Origin of the sequence: Methylocaldum sp. (assembly GCF_035627495.1) — a bacterium.
Lineage (GTDB): Bacteria > Pseudomonadota > Gammaproteobacteria > Methylococcales > Methylococcaceae > Methylocaldum.
This window is the reverse complement of sequence record NZ_DASPLO010000004.1, coordinates 1-16,215: the sequence shown is the minus strand read 5'-3', so window position 1 is coordinate 16,215 and position 16,215 is coordinate 1. Positions and strand designations below refer to the sequence as shown.

The window sequence follows — 16,215 nt, the reverse complement described above, 5'->3', positions numbered from 1 at the left end:
TTGTCAAAACCATTCCCTGAATTGATCCGATATATCCCCGTACACCTCAGTGCACGATAATACATCAATTTGGCTTAATTAGCCATGTATGATATTCAGACGCATCGGTTCCATGACGGGTTCGCTAACTCCGATCCCCTAAGCTTTCGGAATCCTCGCCGGAGACATCATCGCCATAAAGATCGCTCGATTTATAAAGGCTATGGATATGCCGCATCAACACCATAATCACCGACGCGACCGGCAACGCGAGCAACACACCTAAAAACCCGAACAGCTGGCCGCCCGCCAGAACGGCGAAAATGACCGCCACGGGATGCAGACCGATCTTATTCCCCACCAGCCAAGGAGTTAACCAAACCCCCTCAAGCATTTGACCCACGCCGAATACGGCCAGAACCGGAACAACCGACCACAAATCCCCGAATTGCGTCAGCGCGGCTATGGATGCGGCCACCACGCCGGAGATCGAACCCGCATACGGTATAAAACTGATCAGTCCGGAAAACATGCCGATAAGGAGCGCCAAATCCAGTCCGACCAGCCATAGTCCCACACTGTAAATCGTGCCGAGAGCGGCCATTACCGCAAATTGACCTCGAAAAACGGCGCTCAGAACTTCGTCCGATTCTGCCGCGAGCATGGTAATGTCAGGCGCCCAACGACGTGGTAGAAGTCCATTGACCTGGGCGACTATCACATCCCAGTCTCTCAGCAGATAAAAGATGACGACGGGAATCAAAACTAGATTCATCAGCCACGAGATCACTACGGCGCCGGAACGTGACAAAGAAGACAGGACGGTGGTCGCCACCCCTCCCGCCTGCTGCCAGTGAGCGCTTAACATTCCGGCAAGCTGTTCCAAATCGACGAATTTGATGCGTATTCCCAGATGTTTTTGCGCCCAGGGGATAACAGTCGCTCTAAACCAGCGGGAGTATGCGGGCAGATTGTCGATGAACCTGTTGATCTGCTCCTCCAGCATTGGGATGATCAACAGAAGCACCAAACTGATAGCGAAAATAATGACCGCAAAAACGACGATTACGGCATTCTGACGCTTTAGCCCGAGCGACTCTAAACGGTCGGCAAGGGGATCACTCAGATAAGCCACCAGCGCACCGGCGACAAAAGGCGTCAAGATGGGAGCCAACAAATAAATTAGCCAGCCAGCCCCGAGAATGCCGGCCACTACCATGCATTTGTTCAAATTGGCCATTGACGCCCTATTAAAGTTTTGCGAACGCGCCAAGCGCTATTTTGACGTCGATTTAGCTCGACGACCGCCCCGAAGCACATTCCATACGTTTACGCTTGAGCGCCTGACAGGCCGCGGCTGCATCCTCTTTAGTCATTCCATTGAAAACAGCCAGATAAACTTTTTTCCCACTCCGCGTGCGGGCGGTAATCGTCGCACGCGCATGACGGAACGGATGTGGAGCGACCTTCAAGGCCTGCGACAGCCGCTGCTCCGCGGCTTTCTCCCGGGGAAATGAGCCCACACGAACTTGCCAAATTTGCTTTCCGCGATTAGCGCCTGCTTTCTCCTGTCCATCCCCTTCGTCTCGGGGACGACTACCGCTGTTAGCTAACTTGACATCCTTTCTTCCGGTCCGCCTCTCGGCCGACGGCTGAGGTAGTTTCGGCCGGGAGAGCAAGGTTGGCGGCTCGGGCTGGTCAAATGAAGCTGTGTGAACCTTCGGTTCCAATCCATCAAGCTGTGCAAAACCGTCATCCAGTATGTCCCGCATATGGGCATCCCTGGCTGCGGCGCTGGTTCCGCCAAAAACCACCCCAATCAACCGGTGACCACTGCGGCGCGCCGACGCAACCAAGTTAAAACCGGACGCATTGACGAAACCGGTTTTAATCCCATCCGCGCCCGGATAGCTTTTCAAGAGATGATTGTGGTTATGAAAGCTACGGCCATCGAAATAGAACTGGGTCGTAGAGAAATAGGGATAGTACTGCGGAAAATGCTTGTACAAGGACTTCCCGAGCCGAAACATGTCCCAAGCCGTCGTTACCTGATTAGGATCAGGCAAGCCGGACGCGTTCCGGTAAACGGTGCGACTCATACCCAGTTGATGCGCCTTCTCGGTCATCAACTGCGCGAATGCGGACTCCGAACCGGCCATTCCCTCGGCGATTACCGCTGCCGCATCGTTCGCCGACCGGGTCACCAGAGCCAATATGCCTTGCTCGACCGTGATCCCATCGCCGGCATTTAGCCCCAATCGGGATGGGGGACGCAGCACGGCAAACCGGGAAGCCCGCAATACGGTATCGGGAGAAATGCGCCCGCTGGCCAGAGCCTCGAAGACCAGATACAGCGTCATCATCTTGGTAAGCGAAGCCGGATGCCTCAACTCGTCGGCATTCCGGTCGAATAGCGAACGCTCGGTTTCGACTTCCGCCACCAAAGCCGCATAGGGACCGGCTTCTGCCCGCTGGGTGAAGAAAAAGCCACTCGCCAAAACTAATATGGCCAAAACCAAAAGGTGATTGTGCTCAACCCAATGCATCGTTATCGCCAATTCTCCAGAATGCGCAAATTATTGCCAAACCCGCACAGGGAGGCATTCAAAAACAAGAAACTCACTCGTGCGACGACGCACCGAGCAGCAACGAACAATTCAAAAAGACTCGGTTTCAGCGCTGCTTCATGATGCGCTGCTTTTCGCGCTGCCAGTCCCTTTCCTTTTCGGTGGCGCGCTTATCGTGCAGTTTTTTACCTCTCGCCAAACCGATTTCCAGCTTGGCACGCCCACTTTTCCAGTACAACGCGAGCGGGATCAGAGTATAGCCTTTGCGTTCTACATGGCCGATGAGTTTGCTCAATTCTCGACGATGCAGAAGCAGCTTCCGGGTTCGGATTGGATCGGGATCGATATGGGTGGAAGCGGAAGCCAGAGGAGAAATATGCGCTCCGAGCAGCCAGGCTTCGCCGTTTTTAAGCGTGACATAACTCTCCTTCAGCTGCGCTCGCCCGGCCCGCAAGCTTTTCACCTCCCACCCCTGCAAGGCCAGGCCCGCTTCGAAGCGCTCCTCTATGAAATACTCGTGGGTGGCTTGTCGGTTGAGCGCAATGGTGCCACTCCCGGCTGTATCCTTGTTTTTCTTTGCGGCCATGTACTTAGATCTAAATTTGCCTGACTCAATGGAAAAATCTTGATATTTTAACCCATCCTGGGGTTGCCCGGACCTTCGATTGGCTCAGCACAATAACTCGGAGAATACATGACCGATCAACGTTTTCTGCACAACCAATGGTCATCGCGCTTGGCGTTTGTTCTAGCCGCGAGCGGTTCGGCCATAGGCCTGGGAAATATCTGGAAGTTTCCCTATTTGGCCGGCGAAAACGGAGGCGGCGCTTTCGTCGCGGTTTACCTGCTGTGCGTCGTTGCCATCGGCATTCCGATCATGATCGCGGAAACTATGCTGGGACGCCGCGGCCGCCAAAGTCCCATCAACACCATGTTGACGCTGGCGCAAGAAGCAAAGACCAGCTCCGCGTGGCACTATGCCGGTTGGCTCGGCATGCTATCGGGATTCCTGATTCTGTCCTATTACTCGGTTATCGCCGGCTGGTCAATGATCTATATATTCAAAATGAGCAGCGGCTATCTGACCCATATCAGCGCCGACAACGCCAGCCGGGTCTTCAACGAGCTTAAGTCCTCTCCGGAAATTCAGTTTATCTGGCACACCGTTTTCATGGCCACAACGATGGCAATCGTCAGCCGCGGAGTCAGTGGCGGACTGGAGCGTGCGACGCGCTTCATGATGCCGGGATTGTTCATCATGCTCGTACTCTTGGATGGCTATGCCATGAATTCCGACGGATTCGCCCAAGGGATATCGTTCCTGTTCAAACCGGACTTCAGCCGCATCAGCGGCGAAAGCGTGCTGGTAGCCATGGGACAGGCCTTCTTTTCTCTAGGGTTGGGCATGGGCTCGATCATGATCTACGGCTCTTACCTGCCCGATCATGTTTCGATTTCGCGATCCACGGTATTCGTCGCCTCTGCGGATACCCTAGTGGCCTTGCTGGCGGGCGTCGCCATTTTTCCGATCGTATTCGCCAATCACCTGGAACCGACCATGGGACCCGGTTTGATCTTTCAAACGCTACCGATCGCCTTCGGTCAAATGCCCGGCGGTTCGCTATTCGGCTTATTGTTTTTCGTACTCGTGTTTTTCGCGGCAATCACCTCGGCGATTGCCTTGATCGAACCCGCCGTGGCTTGGCTCTCCGAGAACCGGGCGATGAGCCGCGAAACGGCATGCCTCCGGAGTGGATTAGGCTGCTGGCTGTTGGGATTCGGCACGGTATTTTCGTTCAACCTTTGGTCCGAAAACACATGGTTCGGAAAGAACTTCTTTGAGCTTGTGGATTTTATCACCGCCAACATCATGTTGCCCGTCGGGGGCATCTTGGTTGCCCTATTCGCCGGCTGGGTCATGAAGCGCGAAGTCACTGAGACAGAGCTCGAAATGGGACCCGCCTATAGCTATTGGCGGCTTGCGATCCGTTACGCGTCTCCCTTGGCCGTCGCGCTGGTCACCCTTAGCGCCATCGGCGTGGTTTGATTTCCCGAAGCTCGGGCAAGCAATGAAAGTCGAAGTCGCTTACGCGAAGCCGGATGCGCAGATTATCCTGGCGGTGGATGTACCGGACGATGCAACCGCGGAAACCGCCATAGCCGCGTCAGGCATCTTGGACCGTTTTCCCGAAATCGACCTGGCGAAGAACAAGATCGGGATATTCAGCAAAGTCTGCCCTATCGACCAACCGATAAAACCCGGCGACCGCGTGGAGATTTATCGCCCTTTGATCGCCGATCCGAAAGAAGCGAGGCGCGCCCGGGCAGCGAAAAAGTAGAACCGGAAACGGCGACTTTTCACCACTTTACTAATCGCCTTTTCGGAACAATCCCGTGATCTTCTCCCACAGGCTTTTTTCACGCTCGATTTTGGGAATATTGATCGTCACATCCTTGCTGGGCTCGACTTCCGGAAGATTGCCCGGCCGAAAATCGCCCTGAAGCCCCATTAACTCATCCTTGTCGAAAATCAAGGTGATCCGCTTTTGCAGCCGCGGCTTGCCGCCGGGCTCGTTGGAGTAGACATAGTCCCACCGATCGTCGTGGAATGGATCCACAACCAGCGGCGACCCCATGATGAATACCACTTGCCGCTTAGTCATACCGGGCCGAAGCTGGTCCACCATTTCCTGCGAAACGATATTGCCTTGATGAATATCGAGCCGGTATACGCCAGGCAAGGATTCTTTAAGCTTATCGGTGGAACAACCGGCCAAAAACAGACTTAGACAGTAGGTTATTACGGTGAGGAGCTTCGGCATGATATGATTGCAGGGAATCGGACCAATCGTCCAATAATACTCGATCGACAGACTTAAAACACTGCGTAGGTTACCGTCTTGGAAAGTCAAGATATACGGAACGCCGGACTCAAAGTTACTCTCCCGCGCGTCAAAATTCTGGAAATGCTGGAGAACCGCAGCGGATCGGATCGGCACCTGACGGCGGAAGAAGTCTACAAATCGCTGCTCAGCGAGGGCGAAGAGATCGGCTTGGCCACGGTTTACAGGGTTCTGACCCAATTCGAGGCGGCCGGCTTGGTCAAACGCCACCATTTCGAGGGAGGCAATTCGATCTTCGAGCTGAACCGCGGCGAGCACCACGATCACATGGTATGCGTCAAGTGCGGCCGGGTCGAAGAGTTCAGCGATGACTTCATCGAGCGACGCCAAAAAGAAATAGCGCAAGATAAGCATTTCAAGCTCACCGATCACTCGCTATGCCTCTACGGCATCTGCGTGGATTGCCAAAAGAGCCAACCGCCTCTTTGAACCCCTGACAAACCTCTAAATCTCCTTCCCATGACGCTCACCTCCTGCGGAGCCTGGTCAATTTCGGCGCATGTTTAAGCCACTGATCTTCTTCATCGGCCTGCGCTACACGCGGGCTAAACGGCGCACGCGCTTCATTTCGTTCATTACCTTCACGTCGGTTTTAGGCATCGCCTTGGGTGTTACTGCCTTGATCACGGTGCTGTCGGTAATGAATGGATTCGAAGCGGAACTTCGCGAGCGCATACTGGGCATGACTTCGCACGCCTCCATTTCCGGTTTGGATGGCCAACTCAGAAACTGGAGTTCGCTCGAAAACACCCTTAAGCAGGATTCCCGCGTGCTCGGCTGGGCGCCCTATATCGAAGGGCAAGCCATGCTGAATTCGGACCGCCGAGTGAGCGGCGTGATGCTGCGCGGCATCATGACCGACTACGAACCACGTGTGTCCGAGGTCGCAAACCGAATAGTGGAAGGACATCTCGAAGCACTTAAATCCGGCGAATTCGGCATTATTCTCGGTTCGGAGCTAGCCGATTATCTGAGTGTGGTCACCGGCGACAAGATAACCGTCATCACTCCGCAACTCACCGCGACACCCGCCGGCATTCTGCCGCGCCTCAAGCGCTTCACGGTAGTCGGCGTCTTCCAGGTGGGGATGTACGAATACGATCGGAACCTGGCGTTGGTCCAGTTGGAAGACGCCGCCAAGCTGTTTCGTCTCGAGGACGCCGTATCGGGGGTCAGACTCAAGCTGGATGATGTGTTCTATGCCCAGCACGTGGCACGGGACCTCGGCCCCAAGCTCAATGGGCGCTATCAAATTGCCGATTGGACCCAGTCGCACAGTAATTTCTTCAAAGCCATCCAAACGGAAAAGCGGGTCATGTTCATCATCCTGCTGCTCATCGTCGCGGTGGCCGCTTTCAACATCGTTTCCACACTAGTGATGGTCGTCACCGACAAGCGTTCGGATATCGCGATCCTCCGAACTCAAGGCATGACGCCACTCGGGGTCATGGGAATTTTTATCGTACTGGGCACAGTCATCGGTGCTTTCGGCACCCTGCTGGGTGGCGTCGGCGGAGTTTTACTGGCGTGGAATGTGGAAACCATCGTGCCGGCAATCGAGCGGTTGTTCGGCGTTCAGTTCCTGTCCGCGGACGTTTATTACATCAGCGAGCTACCGTCGAAGCTGATCTGGTCGGACGTATACCGGATTACCGGCATGGCCTTCCTGCTTTCCGTCCTGGCAACGATCTATCCTGCCTGGCAGGCATCGCGTATCAAGCCCGCCGAGGAACTCCGTTATGAATAAGCCGGTCCTGCTGTGCCGCAACCTCCACAAGCGTTACGCCCAAGGCAATCTGAGCGTTGACGTATTGCAGGGCGTAACCCTTGCCGTCGAAGCGGGACAGCAAGTAGCCATTATGGGCGCCTCCGGTTCGGGTAAAAGCACGCTCTTGCATTTACTCGGGGGTCTCGATGCGCCGACCCAAGGGCAAGTTTATTTGGACGGCATAGAACTGGGAACACTGAACGAACGCAAGCTCGCCGAACTGCGAAACCGGGTGCTGGGATTCGTGTATCAGTTCCACCACCTGCTGGGTGAATTCACGGTGCTGGAAAACGTTGCCATGCCGCTTTTGATCGGCAAGCTGCCGGTATATGAGGCAAAAGAGCGCGCCGCCTCGATGCTAGAGCGGGTTGGACTGGGCAAACGTCTTGAACATAAGCCCGGGGAATTGTCGGGAGGCGAGCGCCAGCGCGCAGCAGTCGCACGGGCCCTGGTCACGAAACCGAAATGCGTTTTGGCCGACGAACCAACCGGAAATCTGGATAGAAAAACCGCGGAACAGGTGTACCAACTCATGCTGGAGCTGAACCAGGAAAACGGAGTGAGCTTCCTGGTCGTCACTCACGATGCCTCTTTGGCTCAGCGGATGGACACGATTTTGCACCTGGACGACGGGCGGATCGTCACGCCGTAAAGCACGTCCGAACCCGCCAGCCTAAAGACGAATCGCTGTTAACCCTTCGCCTCGGACCTTGCTGCTTCGGCCAATTGACCTTCCTGATGCTTGCGCCGATGTTCCAAGAGCTTTTTGTACGTCGCGTAGCTTTCCCGCACCATGACGGTTGTGCTTAATTCGGCATTGCGGAATTTCCTCAATTCCAGCTGATGAAGCACGGATCTTCGCCACACCCAAAGAATGCCGAAATAGCCCAGGACAGCGCCAAGGTGCATCAGAATGGCGCAGCCGATCAGCAAGGGCGCCCCTAGCTCCAAAGCCTTTTCTATGCTGAACAGCTCGGAGAACTGATCGAAGGAAAAAGCCGCCTGCCCCATAATAAGCGCGCCAACCTTGTAGGCGAAGTAATACATCGGCGCCCAGGTCAGCGGGTTGGTAATCCAGACCAACGCCACGGCAATGGGCAAATTGGCATTGAAATAGATAGCCAGGACCGCGGCGATGATTTGTTGCCATGGCAATGGCGGCGTATACATCGCCCACAACCCTATGGCGAAAGCGCGTGACACCGACCGACGGTTCAGATGCCACAAATTCGGCGAGTGAAGCTTATCCCCCAAAAACTCCAGTGCTTTAATCTCTTTGATTTTTTTCGGGTCCGGCAAGTAGCGTTTAAAAAACTTTTTTGGCATAGCCCTAAACTGGAATGATTGTGAACTATTTTTTCTTGTAAAAGGCGCGCTATTGTACGGACTTGAAATTCAAAGTTGAATGAAATTCTCCGTCTCCATAATCCGATGACCCTCCCGCTCGTTGTCGGCTTTGTCGGCGGGGTGACCGTTGTCCAACAATTCTCGTCATTGCCCGATCCTTGGACTTTCGTTCTCCTAGTCCTTGCTTTCGGTTTATTCGCTTATTTCAAGCTGCGCCTTCTAGCCGCATTTGTCCTCGGCATCTTTTGGGCACTTGCCTTTGCCGGAATTCGCCTGAACGAGAGCCTACCGACAGCTACGGAAAGACAAGCGGCGATCATCGAAGGCGTCATACATTCCATACCCCAGCCCGGAGACCACGGCTTCCGCTTCGACTTCGACCTTCAAAAGACTATCGAACCCGCCAACCTGGTTTTGCCGTCCCGAGTTCGGCTGAGCTGGTATAACCACCAGATCTCGGTAAGAGCGGGCGAACGCTGGCAGCTTAGGGTAAAGCTCAAGCCGCCCCACGGCATGCTCAATCCAGGAGGCCTTGACCACGAACAATGGCTCTTCGCACAGGGTATCCGCGCCGTTGGTTATGTCACCGAGTCTCCGGACAATCGGCGCCTGAATGCCGTGGACAACCCTTATTCATTTAGGGTGTGGAGGCAAGAGCTTTACGACCGCCTCTCGACTACGCTGAACGGCAGCCCCCTAGCCGGAATCGTCAAAGCCCTGACCATGGGTGCCGACGACGAGATTACGCCCGAGCAATGGGACGTGCTTCGGCGGACAGGCACAGCACATTTGGTGGCAATTTCCGGCTCTCATATCGGTTTGGTCGCGGGATTTGTTTTTTTCCTGGTACGTCGGATCTGTGCGGGATTGGGCGTGATGCGCTGGTCACCGCCGAGCATTGCGGCCGTTTCGGCTTTTACAGCTGCCCTCTTCTACTCGGCGCTCGCGGATTTCGCGATACCCACTCAGCGCGCCCTGATCATGATCGCCATCGTCATGGGCGCCGTCATCCGGCAGCGGCATCTGAACAGTTTTCACGTCCTGGTGATATCGATGCTTGCGGTCGTGCTCTACGATCCATTGGCTGTTCTTGCGCCGGGATTCTGGCTTTCTTTCATCGCCGTAGCCTTGATCCTTTTCGCTATTTCGTACCGAAGGGGCACGAGCAGCGGTTGGCGGGCAATGGCGCGGGTGAATTGGGCCACCTCGGTGGGCCTCTCCCCCTTGCTGCTGTTGTTTTTTCAGCAAGTTTCGCTCATTTCTCCGATCGCCAACTTATTTGCCGTTCCTGCGATCGGCTTGCTCTTGATTCCAGTTTGCCTGACCGGCGCACTGCTGTTACCAATCTTACCGTTTGCCGGCGAAGGGCTGCTGACCCTGGCGTCCCGCCTGCTCGAATGGATTTGGCCGTTTCTTCAATGGCTGTCCGAATTGCCGATGGCCCAATGGACTCATGCCGAACCACCGTTTTGGACAATTCCGCTCGCATTGGGCGGTTTCGTGCTGCTGTTATCCCCCAAGGGCATTCCGGCCCGCTGGCTCGGTCTCGTTCTTGTCATTCCGGCCGTGAGCGCGCATCCGGATCGGCTGCCGGAGGCTGGTTTCCGACTCACGCTACTCGACGTGGGCCAGGGACTTGGAGCTGTGGTCGAGACCCGCGAGCACCTCATGATTTTCGATACCGGGGCCCGATTCGGAAGCCGATTCGATATCGGCTCCGCCGTCATCGAACCTTATCTTCGTCATCGCGGGATAGAGAACATCAATGCCTTGATCGTAAGCCACGGCGACAACGATCACATCGGCGGTGCGCCTGCGTTAATCAAACGGTTTCGAATCGAGCAAATCTATACCAGCGTGCCCGAGAAATTGCCGGAATTCCGAACCGCAAATTGTATAGCCGGACAACTGTGGGAGTGGGATGGAGTTAAATTCGAGATGCTTGCGCCCATCGAGAAAAGCGAGCATGAGAATGACAATTCCTGTGTATTGAAAGTCACCGGACCAGGCGGAAGCGTTCTATTGACCGGCGACATCGAGAAAGCCGCCGAGCGCGTGCTCGTCAGCCGTTATGGAGACGGATTGGCTAGCGACATTCTGGTCGTCCCTCATCACGGCAGCAATACATCCTCAAGCCGGGACTTCTTGGCCGCCGCGAACCCTCGCTACGCTTTGATTCCCGCCGGCTATCTGAACCGCTACGGGTTCCCTCACCGGGCGGTATTGCAGCGCTACAGAGATGCGAACATATCGGTTTTCAATACCGCCGAAACAGGAGCGCTAGCCGTGCTCGTCGGCAACAGGCAGGATGATCTAAGACTGGAGAGTTACCGAAAAGAACACGGCAAGTATTGGAACGCCCATTCCGCCATTGATGGCGGAATGGGCCAGCGCGGAAGACCGAAGGGAACTAACGAATCAGAACGCCAGGCTCTGAGTCTCCCTCAGTAATGCGACGATATCGTCCGCATTCATTTCATCGGCCGATGCGTGAAGCGTCGTCAGACCATCGTCACCGGGACCCGTTTCGCAAGGGCAGATGCAGATCAAACCGGCCTGGTTAATCTGCGCGGCAATAATCCGAACCTGCTCGGCTAAGGTGTGATCATCCAGTACTGTGCTGGCGTGCCCCAAATCGAAGAGCCTGCGTTCAAGCTCGTAGGCCACATCGTGCCGGTGCTCGCCGGTGATCCATAACGTCACGGCCTTTTGGCCGAAACGCGCACTACGCTCTTCTACCGTCACCCGCCGCAATCCCGTTTCGCCATCCGCTTGCCCCACGATCATGCCGGCGCCTACGGTGACGTTGGTTAGACGATCGATGATGACAAACGAACCAGTTCCCTTGCAGACCTTGTAAGGATCGAAGGCGAGCGGCGCGCTAAGGGCAACCTCGCATAGGCCGATTTCATTCAGCTTGAGCTGATCCGCCGGATGCTCCTCCAAAGTATTGATGTCGACCCGGTGGTGGATCTGCGAAACCGAGCCGTTCACAACCTTGGTCGTTTGCTTCAGATAGTACTGCCGGCCCGGAACCAAGGGCGCCTCGGTCATCCAGACGATATGCGCCTTGAAGCGCGTATCGAGAATCGGTAGATCGTCCGACCGAGCCAACATGTCGCCGCGGCTCACGTCAATTTCATCATCCAGCGTGACCGTGACGGCTTGAGGCGGGAAGGCTTCGTCCAGTTCTCCGTCGTAGCTGACGATGGATTTAATACGGCTGGTTTTCTTGGATGGCAGTACCGTAACGGAATCGCCTTTGCGAAAGACGCCCGCAGCCATGGTGCCGCTATAGCCGCGGAAATCCAAATTCGGCCGATTGACGTACTGCACCGGAAAACGTGGATTCGTGAAGTTTTGGTCCTGGGCGATTTCGATAGTGTCTAACAGTTCCATCAGCGCCTGCCCCTGATACCAGGGCATTTCGTCGCTATGGACGACAACGTTGTCGCCCTTCAAAGCCGATAGCGGAATAAAACGAACATCATGGATATTCAGCTTTTCGACGAACGCCAGGTAATCACTGCGTATGCGCTCGAATACATCGCGGCTGTAACCGGCTAGATCCATTTTGTTGATGGCCACGACCACGTGCCTAATGCCGAGCAGGGACACGATAAAACTGTGCCGCTTGGTCTGCGTCATCACCCCGTAGCGGGCATCGACCAGAATAATGGCCAAATCGCAGGTGGAAGCACCGGTAGCCATGTTCCGGGTGTACTGCTCATGCCCCGGAGTGTCGGCGATGATGTATTTCCGCTTGGCCGTGGAGAAATACCGGTAGGCCACATCGATGGTGATCCCCTGCTCCCGCTCGGCCTGAAGTCCGTCGACCAACAGCGCCAAGTCGATATCGCCGCCGGTAGTGCCCGACTTGACACTGTCCTTCTTGATCGCGGCCAACTGGTCCTCGTAAATCATTTTCGAATCGTGCAAGAGCCGCCCGATCAGGGTGCTCTTGCCATCGTCGACATTGCCGCAAGTCAAAAAGCGCAGTAATTCTTTGCGCTCGTGCTGAGCAAGATAGGCGTGGATATCGGAACTAATGAGTTCGGACTGATGAGACATAGACTAATTCACTGGATGAATGGGTCAGACGTAGACTCTATCGCTGAACGTGCACTCGGCACCTTCACGCGGCAAATCAGAAATAGCCTTCTTTCTTCTTCTCTTCCATCGAGCCCGCCTGATCGTGGTCGATGACACGCCCCTGGCGCTCCGACGTCTTGGTCAGCAGCATCTCCTGGATGATATCGGGCAAGGTGGCTGCGCTCGATTCGACGGCGCCGGTCAAGGGATAGCAACCGAGGGTACGGAAGCGGACCGTTTTCATAACCGGCTTTTCATCGGGCGCCAGCGGCATACGGTCGTCGTCCACCATGATCCATATGCCGTCGCGCTCGACCACCGGCCGCTCTTTGGCGAAATACAGCGGGACGATGGGAATGCTTTCCAGATAGATGTACTGCCAAATATCCAGCTCAGTCCAGTTTGAGAGCGGAAATACCCGGATGCTCTCGCCTTTGTTGATCTTGCCGTTGTAGAGATTCCAAAGTTCCGGCCGCTGATTCTTCGGGTCCCAACGATGGTTTCGGTCGCGGAAAGAATAAACGCGCTCTTTCGCCCTCGATTTCTCTTCATCCCGGCGCGCGCCGCCGAATGCCGCATCGAACTGGTATTTGTTCAAGGCTTGCTTGAGTCCCTCGGTTTTCATGACATCCGTGTGCTTCTTGCTGCCGTGACTGAAAGGACCGATACCCTGCTCCACACCCTCCATGTTGATGTGCACGATGAGGTCCAGACCCAGATCGTGGGCGCGGCGATCGCGAAATTCGATCATCTCCCGGAATTTCCAGGTCGTGTCGACGTGCATGAGCGGAAAAGGCGGCTTGCCGGGAAAAAACGCCTTCATCGCGAGATGCAGCATGACCGCGGAGTCTTTGCCGATGGAATAAAGCATCACGGGACGCTCAAATTCCGCAGCCACTTCGCGAATAATGTGGATACTTTCGGCTTCCAGCTGCTTGAGATGGGTGAGTTTGTATTCGTTCATGGAGAAGAGTGTTACTACCGAAACCCGGAAAGAGATTTAGCGCATTATTTAACCGGCTCCAAATACTATCACAAAAGCCACCGGCCACCTGACGGGAACAAACACTGGCACAGTTTAATGGTAGTGATTATCATTTCTTCACGCTTCGCCTGCTTACCTCGCCAGATTTATCGCCATGATCCAAATCCGAATTCTTCTTTTACACTTGGCCGTTTTACCTTTGTTCTCCGGAATCGTATCGGCCAATACAACACGAACCTATTACATCGCCGCCGAAGAGACACTATGGGACTACGCCCCGTCGTACCCTATCAATCCCATGCATGGCGAGAAATTCAACGAAGACGAGAAAGTCTTCGTCGAAGGCAACAACTCCGATCGGATCGGCCGGCAATACTATAAAGCGCATTACGTCGAATACACCGACGCCAGCTTTACCCAGGTCAAGGAACGTCCGCCGGAGTGGCGGCACTTGGGAATCCTGGGGCCGGTTATTCGCGCCAACGTCGGCGACACCATCAAAGTGGTGCTGACGAATAAAACGGCGGACATGCCCGTATCGCTTCATCCACACGGCGTACTTTACCTAAAAGACAGCGAAGGCACCCATTACGAGGACGGCACATCCGGCGATGACCGGAAAGATGATGTCGTCGAGCCGGGCGAAACCGATACCTACATCTGGAAAGTGCCCGAGCGTTCGGGTCCTGGCCCGGCGGACCCGAGTTCGATCGTGTGGCTATACCATTCCCATGTCAACGAAGTCACCGATACGAATACCGGGCTCGTGGGACCCATCATCATCTCTCGCCGCGGCGTTCTGCAGAGCAACGGAAAACTGAAAGGCATCGACCGGGAATTCGTCGTACTTTTCACCGTATTTGACGAAAACAAAAGCTTTTATCTGGACAAAAACATCAGCACCTTCGCTCCCGCCGCCGCGGAAAAATCCGAAGACGAGAGCTTCGTCGAGAGCAATTTGATGCACGGCATGAACGGCTACGTCTATCACAACGTGCCGGGTTTGACGATGAAAGAGGGCGAAACGGTGCGCTGGTATCAACTGGCTCTCGGCACGGAAGTCGACCTTCATACCTCGCACTGGCACGGCAATACGCTGACCGAGATCGGCCGCCGCGTCGATGTTGTGAATCTGCTTCCGGGAACCCACGTTACCGTCGACATGAAACCCGATAATCCCGGCGTCTGGATGTATCACTGCCATGTCAACGACCACATCGACGCGGGCATGATGGCCAGTTATACGGTGACGCGCCGGGAGCGATAGACGAGTCGTAGCAGTCTAATTAATGATGCCTCTTGGAAAATCGGCTACTGCCGGACAGCATAAGCCCCGCAGCAACCGGTAAACTTGAGTGCATCGATCCGACGAAATTACTGTGCTCTTGCCTTGCAATGCCAAAAGAGGGATGCTTCGAATCGTCTGAAACCTGCCGAATAAAACTGTCGGAGAACCATATGCACCAGCAGATGCACAATTTCGAGCAAGTTAAAGATGTGCTCGACTACGGCATACAACTACACAGCGAACTAACGGAGCTTTACGATTCGCTGAACCAGCAAAATGATCAGGCCCGGGTAAAAATGCTCTTGGATTACCTGAGCCGCCACGAGAAAAATCGAGAACAGGCGATGCAGCGGTTCGAAGATGGATCGCGCAAGAGCATTCTCAACTTCTGGCTCCAGTATTCTCCCGGCTCCAATGTCGAACAACTGTTGCGAGACGCCGCCGTCAGGCCCGATATATCGGTCGATGACGTTATAAAAATCGCCATGGCCTTCGACAATGCAATGATCGAAATCTATAAAGGGGCAGCCACCATAGTCGAAGACCCGCACGCCAAAGAAGTTTTCACGAATCTCGCGGAAATGGAAGAACAGGAGAAGCACCGATTTATCCGCGATGCCGAATGGATGGACGATCTCTGAAAGACTGAAAAACCAGTTCGTTTCGCGAATTTGCCCGCTCTTAAGGCCGGAAGCTCCGTTCCGGCCTTAAGGAAAACCAAGTGTTCGCACAGGATAAGAACAAAACGGGACCTCATGCTGCTTTAGGATGAACAGACCTTACGCTCGTCTGGTATTCGATGCTCTCCAAACCCGCAACACCAGTGGTTTCACCGTATAGCACCGTTTCCCGACCGAAAACTGTCTCGCGTAATAATCACGCCACATCCCAAGCGCAGGTTGCTCGAAACTTTTTTGCCGCTATACTGTCTACTCTTCGACTTGGGGGCGACTTGGCTTCGACGAGGATCGCAAAACCCGAGGTGCATGCCGAGGTGCAGATAACCTCGTAAATCCATCTGCAACCAATATAGTTGCCAACGACGACAACTACGCTCTGGCCGCTTAATCCGGCCGGCCTCTGATCCGAAGCTCGCTTATAGGCGTCGGTTTTCGGGGGTAACCCAATTGTAAGCTCGCGATGAAGTCTGTCCGGGGCCGATTCGCTAAAACCTAACGGAACCGCCGGCCGTCTTCCCTGCCGCTCGGGTAGCGACCGGTTAAATCAATAGAGTCGGATAAGCATGTAGAGCCAAAGGCGGAGGATTCGCGGACGCGGGTTCAATT

15 protein-coding genes and 1 other RNA gene are annotated in these 16,215 nt (G+C 54.9%); 9 read left to right on the top strand and 7 right to left on the bottom strand.

The window, feature by feature from the left end; genetic code table 11:
- Positions 1-124: 124 nt before the first annotated feature.
- From VEB01_RS00250 to smpB, 3 genes are all read right to left on the bottom strand, one after another.
- Positions 125-1,219: an AI-2E family transporter gene (locus tag VEB01_RS00250; RefSeq protein ID WP_324872095.1), complete on the bottom strand. Its 1,095-nt coding sequence runs from the start codon at positions 1,217-1,219 to the stop codon at positions 125-127.
- Between the two features lie 52 nt (positions 1,220-1,271).
- Positions 1,272-2,525 (bottom strand): D-alanyl-D-alanine carboxypeptidase family protein, encoded by a 1,254-nt coding sequence (locus VEB01_RS00245; RefSeq protein WP_324872094.1) that lies wholly within the window; start codon positions 2,523-2,525, stop codon positions 1,272-1,274.
- Positions 2,526-2,652: 127 nt separating this feature from the next.
- Positions 2,653-3,132, bottom strand: a complete 480-nt coding sequence (gene smpB, locus VEB01_RS00240) for an SsrA-binding protein SmpB (RefSeq protein ID WP_324872093.1) — start codon at positions 3,130-3,132, stop codon at positions 2,653-2,655.
- A 108-nt stretch (positions 3,133-3,240) separates the two neighbouring features.
- Between smpB and VEB01_RS00235 the strand changes: the two genes are divergently transcribed.
- Both VEB01_RS00235 and VEB01_RS00230 read left to right on the top strand, forming a co-directional pair.
- On the top strand, positions 3,241-4,593 hold the full coding sequence (locus tag VEB01_RS00235) for a sodium-dependent transporter (RefSeq protein WP_324872092.1): 1,353 nt from the start codon (positions 3,241-3,243) through the stop codon (positions 4,591-4,593).
- Positions 4,594-4,615: 22 nt separating this feature from the next.
- Entirely contained in the window at positions 4,616-4,885 is a 270-nt protein-coding gene (locus VEB01_RS00230; protein WP_324872091.1) for an RnfH family protein, read from the top strand.
- Between the two features lie 30 nt (positions 4,886-4,915).
- Here the strand turns inward: VEB01_RS00230 and VEB01_RS00225 are convergent, their stop codons facing one another.
- A complete protein-coding gene (locus VEB01_RS00225; protein WP_324872090.1) occupies positions 4,916-5,368 on the bottom strand; it encodes an outer membrane protein assembly factor BamE in 453 nt (150 codons plus the stop codon).
- A gap of 78 nt (positions 5,369-5,446) precedes the next feature.
- Between VEB01_RS00225 and fur the strand changes: the two genes are divergently transcribed.
- From fur to lolD, 3 genes are all read left to right on the top strand, one after another.
- Positions 5,447-5,878 carry a ferric iron uptake transcriptional regulator gene (gene fur, locus VEB01_RS00220; RefSeq protein ID WP_324872089.1) on the top strand — a complete coding sequence of 144 codons (432 nt, stop codon included), beginning with the start codon at positions 5,447-5,449 and terminating at the stop codon, positions 5,876-5,878.
- Positions 5,879-5,948: 70 nt separating this feature from the next.
- Entirely contained in the window at positions 5,949-7,196 is a 1,248-nt protein-coding gene (locus VEB01_RS00215) for a lipoprotein-releasing ABC transporter permease subunit (RefSeq protein ID WP_324872088.1), read from the top strand.
- The gene (gene lolD / locus VEB01_RS00210) at positions 7,189-7,869 is read left to right on the top strand and encodes a lipoprotein-releasing ABC transporter ATP-binding protein LolD (protein WP_324872087.1); all 681 of its coding nucleotides are present in this window, start codon (positions 7,189-7,191) and stop codon (positions 7,867-7,869) included. The genes VEB01_RS00215 and lolD overlap by 8 nt, the downstream gene beginning before the upstream one ends.
- 38 nt (positions 7,870-7,907) lie before the next feature.
- Here the strand turns inward: lolD and VEB01_RS00205 are convergent, their stop codons facing one another.
- The gene (locus tag VEB01_RS00205) at positions 7,908-8,543 is read right to left on the bottom strand and encodes a DUF2062 domain-containing protein (protein ID WP_324872086.1); all 636 of its coding nucleotides are present in this window, start codon (positions 8,541-8,543) and stop codon (positions 7,908-7,910) included.
- 75 nt (positions 8,544-8,618) lie between these two features.
- Here VEB01_RS00205 and VEB01_RS00200 point away from each other — a divergent pair, with 75 nt between their 5' ends.
- Complete coding sequence (locus tag VEB01_RS00200) at positions 8,619-11,015, top strand: DNA internalization-related competence protein ComEC/Rec2 (protein WP_324872085.1); 2,397 nt, start codon at positions 8,619-8,621, stop codon at positions 11,013-11,015.
- Here the strand turns inward: VEB01_RS00200 and cysN are convergent.
- On the bottom strand, positions 10,983-12,635 hold the full coding sequence (gene cysN / locus VEB01_RS00195) for a sulfate adenylyltransferase subunit CysN (protein WP_324872084.1): 1,653 nt from the start codon (positions 12,633-12,635) through the stop codon (positions 10,983-10,985). The genes VEB01_RS00200 and cysN overlap by 33 nt on opposite strands.
- Positions 12,636-12,711: 76 nt before the next feature.
- Positions 12,712-13,620 (bottom strand): sulfate adenylyltransferase subunit CysD, encoded by a 909-nt coding sequence (cysD, locus tag VEB01_RS00190; protein WP_324872083.1) that lies wholly within the window; start codon positions 13,618-13,620, stop codon positions 12,712-12,714.
- Positions 13,621-13,795: 175 nt separating this feature from the next.
- Here cysD and VEB01_RS00185 point away from each other — a divergent pair, with 175 nt between their 5' ends.
- The 3 genes from VEB01_RS00185 to ssrA all read left to right on the top strand — a co-directional run.
- Positions 13,796-14,908 carry a multicopper oxidase domain-containing protein gene (locus VEB01_RS00185; RefSeq protein WP_324872082.1) on the top strand — a complete coding sequence of 371 codons (1,113 nt, stop codon included), beginning with the start codon at positions 13,796-13,798 and terminating at the stop codon, positions 14,906-14,908.
- 191 nt (positions 14,909-15,099) lie between these two features.
- Positions 15,100-15,570, top strand: a complete 471-nt coding sequence (locus VEB01_RS00180) for a ferritin family protein (protein ID WP_324872081.1) — start codon at positions 15,100-15,102, stop codon at positions 15,568-15,570.
- A gap of 302 nt (positions 15,571-15,872) precedes the next feature.
- Positions 15,873-16,215: a transfer-messenger RNA gene (gene ssrA / locus VEB01_RS00175) on the top strand; the annotation flags it as partial.

What these genes read in the sequence shown, in the direction of transcription:
- VEB01_RS00185 (WP_324872082.1), top strand. Translation starts at nt 13,796, where the DNA reads ATGATCCAAATCCGAATTCTTCTTTTACACTTGGCCGTTTTACCTTTG.
- cysD (WP_324872083.1), bottom strand. Translation starts at nt 13,620, where the DNA reads ATGAACGAATACAAACTCACCCATCTCAAGCAGCTGGAAGCCGAAAGT.
- VEB01_RS00215 (WP_324872088.1), top strand. Translation starts at nt 5,949, where the DNA reads ATGTTTAAGCCACTGATCTTCTTCATCGGCCTGCGCTACACGCGGGCT.
- cysN (WP_324872084.1), bottom strand. Translation starts at nt 12,635, where the DNA reads ATGTCTCATCAGTCCGAACTCATTAGTTCCGATATCCACGCCTATCTT.
- VEB01_RS00205 (WP_324872086.1), bottom strand. Translation starts at nt 8,543, where the DNA reads ATGCCAAAAAAGTTTTTTAAACGCTACTTGCCGGACCCGAAAAAAATC.
- VEB01_RS00230 (WP_324872091.1), top strand. Translation starts at nt 4,616, where the DNA reads ATGAAAGTCGAAGTCGCTTACGCGAAGCCGGATGCGCAGATTATCCTG.
- VEB01_RS00225 (WP_324872090.1), bottom strand. Translation starts at nt 5,368, where the DNA reads ATGCCGAAGCTCCTCACCGTAATAACCTACTGTCTAAGTCTGTTTTTG.
- lolD (WP_324872087.1), top strand. Translation starts at nt 7,189, where the DNA reads ATGAATAAGCCGGTCCTGCTGTGCCGCAACCTCCACAAGCGTTACGCC.
- VEB01_RS00235 (WP_324872092.1), top strand. Translation starts at nt 3,241, where the DNA reads ATGACCGATCAACGTTTTCTGCACAACCAATGGTCATCGCGCTTGGCG.
- VEB01_RS00180 (WP_324872081.1), top strand. Translation starts at nt 15,100, where the DNA reads ATGCACCAGCAGATGCACAATTTCGAGCAAGTTAAAGATGTGCTCGAC.
- VEB01_RS00250 (WP_324872095.1), bottom strand. Translation starts at nt 1,219, where the DNA reads ATGGCCAATTTGAACAAATGCATGGTAGTGGCCGGCATTCTCGGGGCT.
- smpB (WP_324872093.1), bottom strand. Translation starts at nt 3,132, where the DNA reads ATGGCCGCAAAGAAAAACAAGGATACAGCCGGGAGTGGCACCATTGCG.
- VEB01_RS00245 (WP_324872094.1), bottom strand. Translation starts at nt 2,525, where the DNA reads ATGCATTGGGTTGAGCACAATCACCTTTTGGTTTTGGCCATATTAGTT.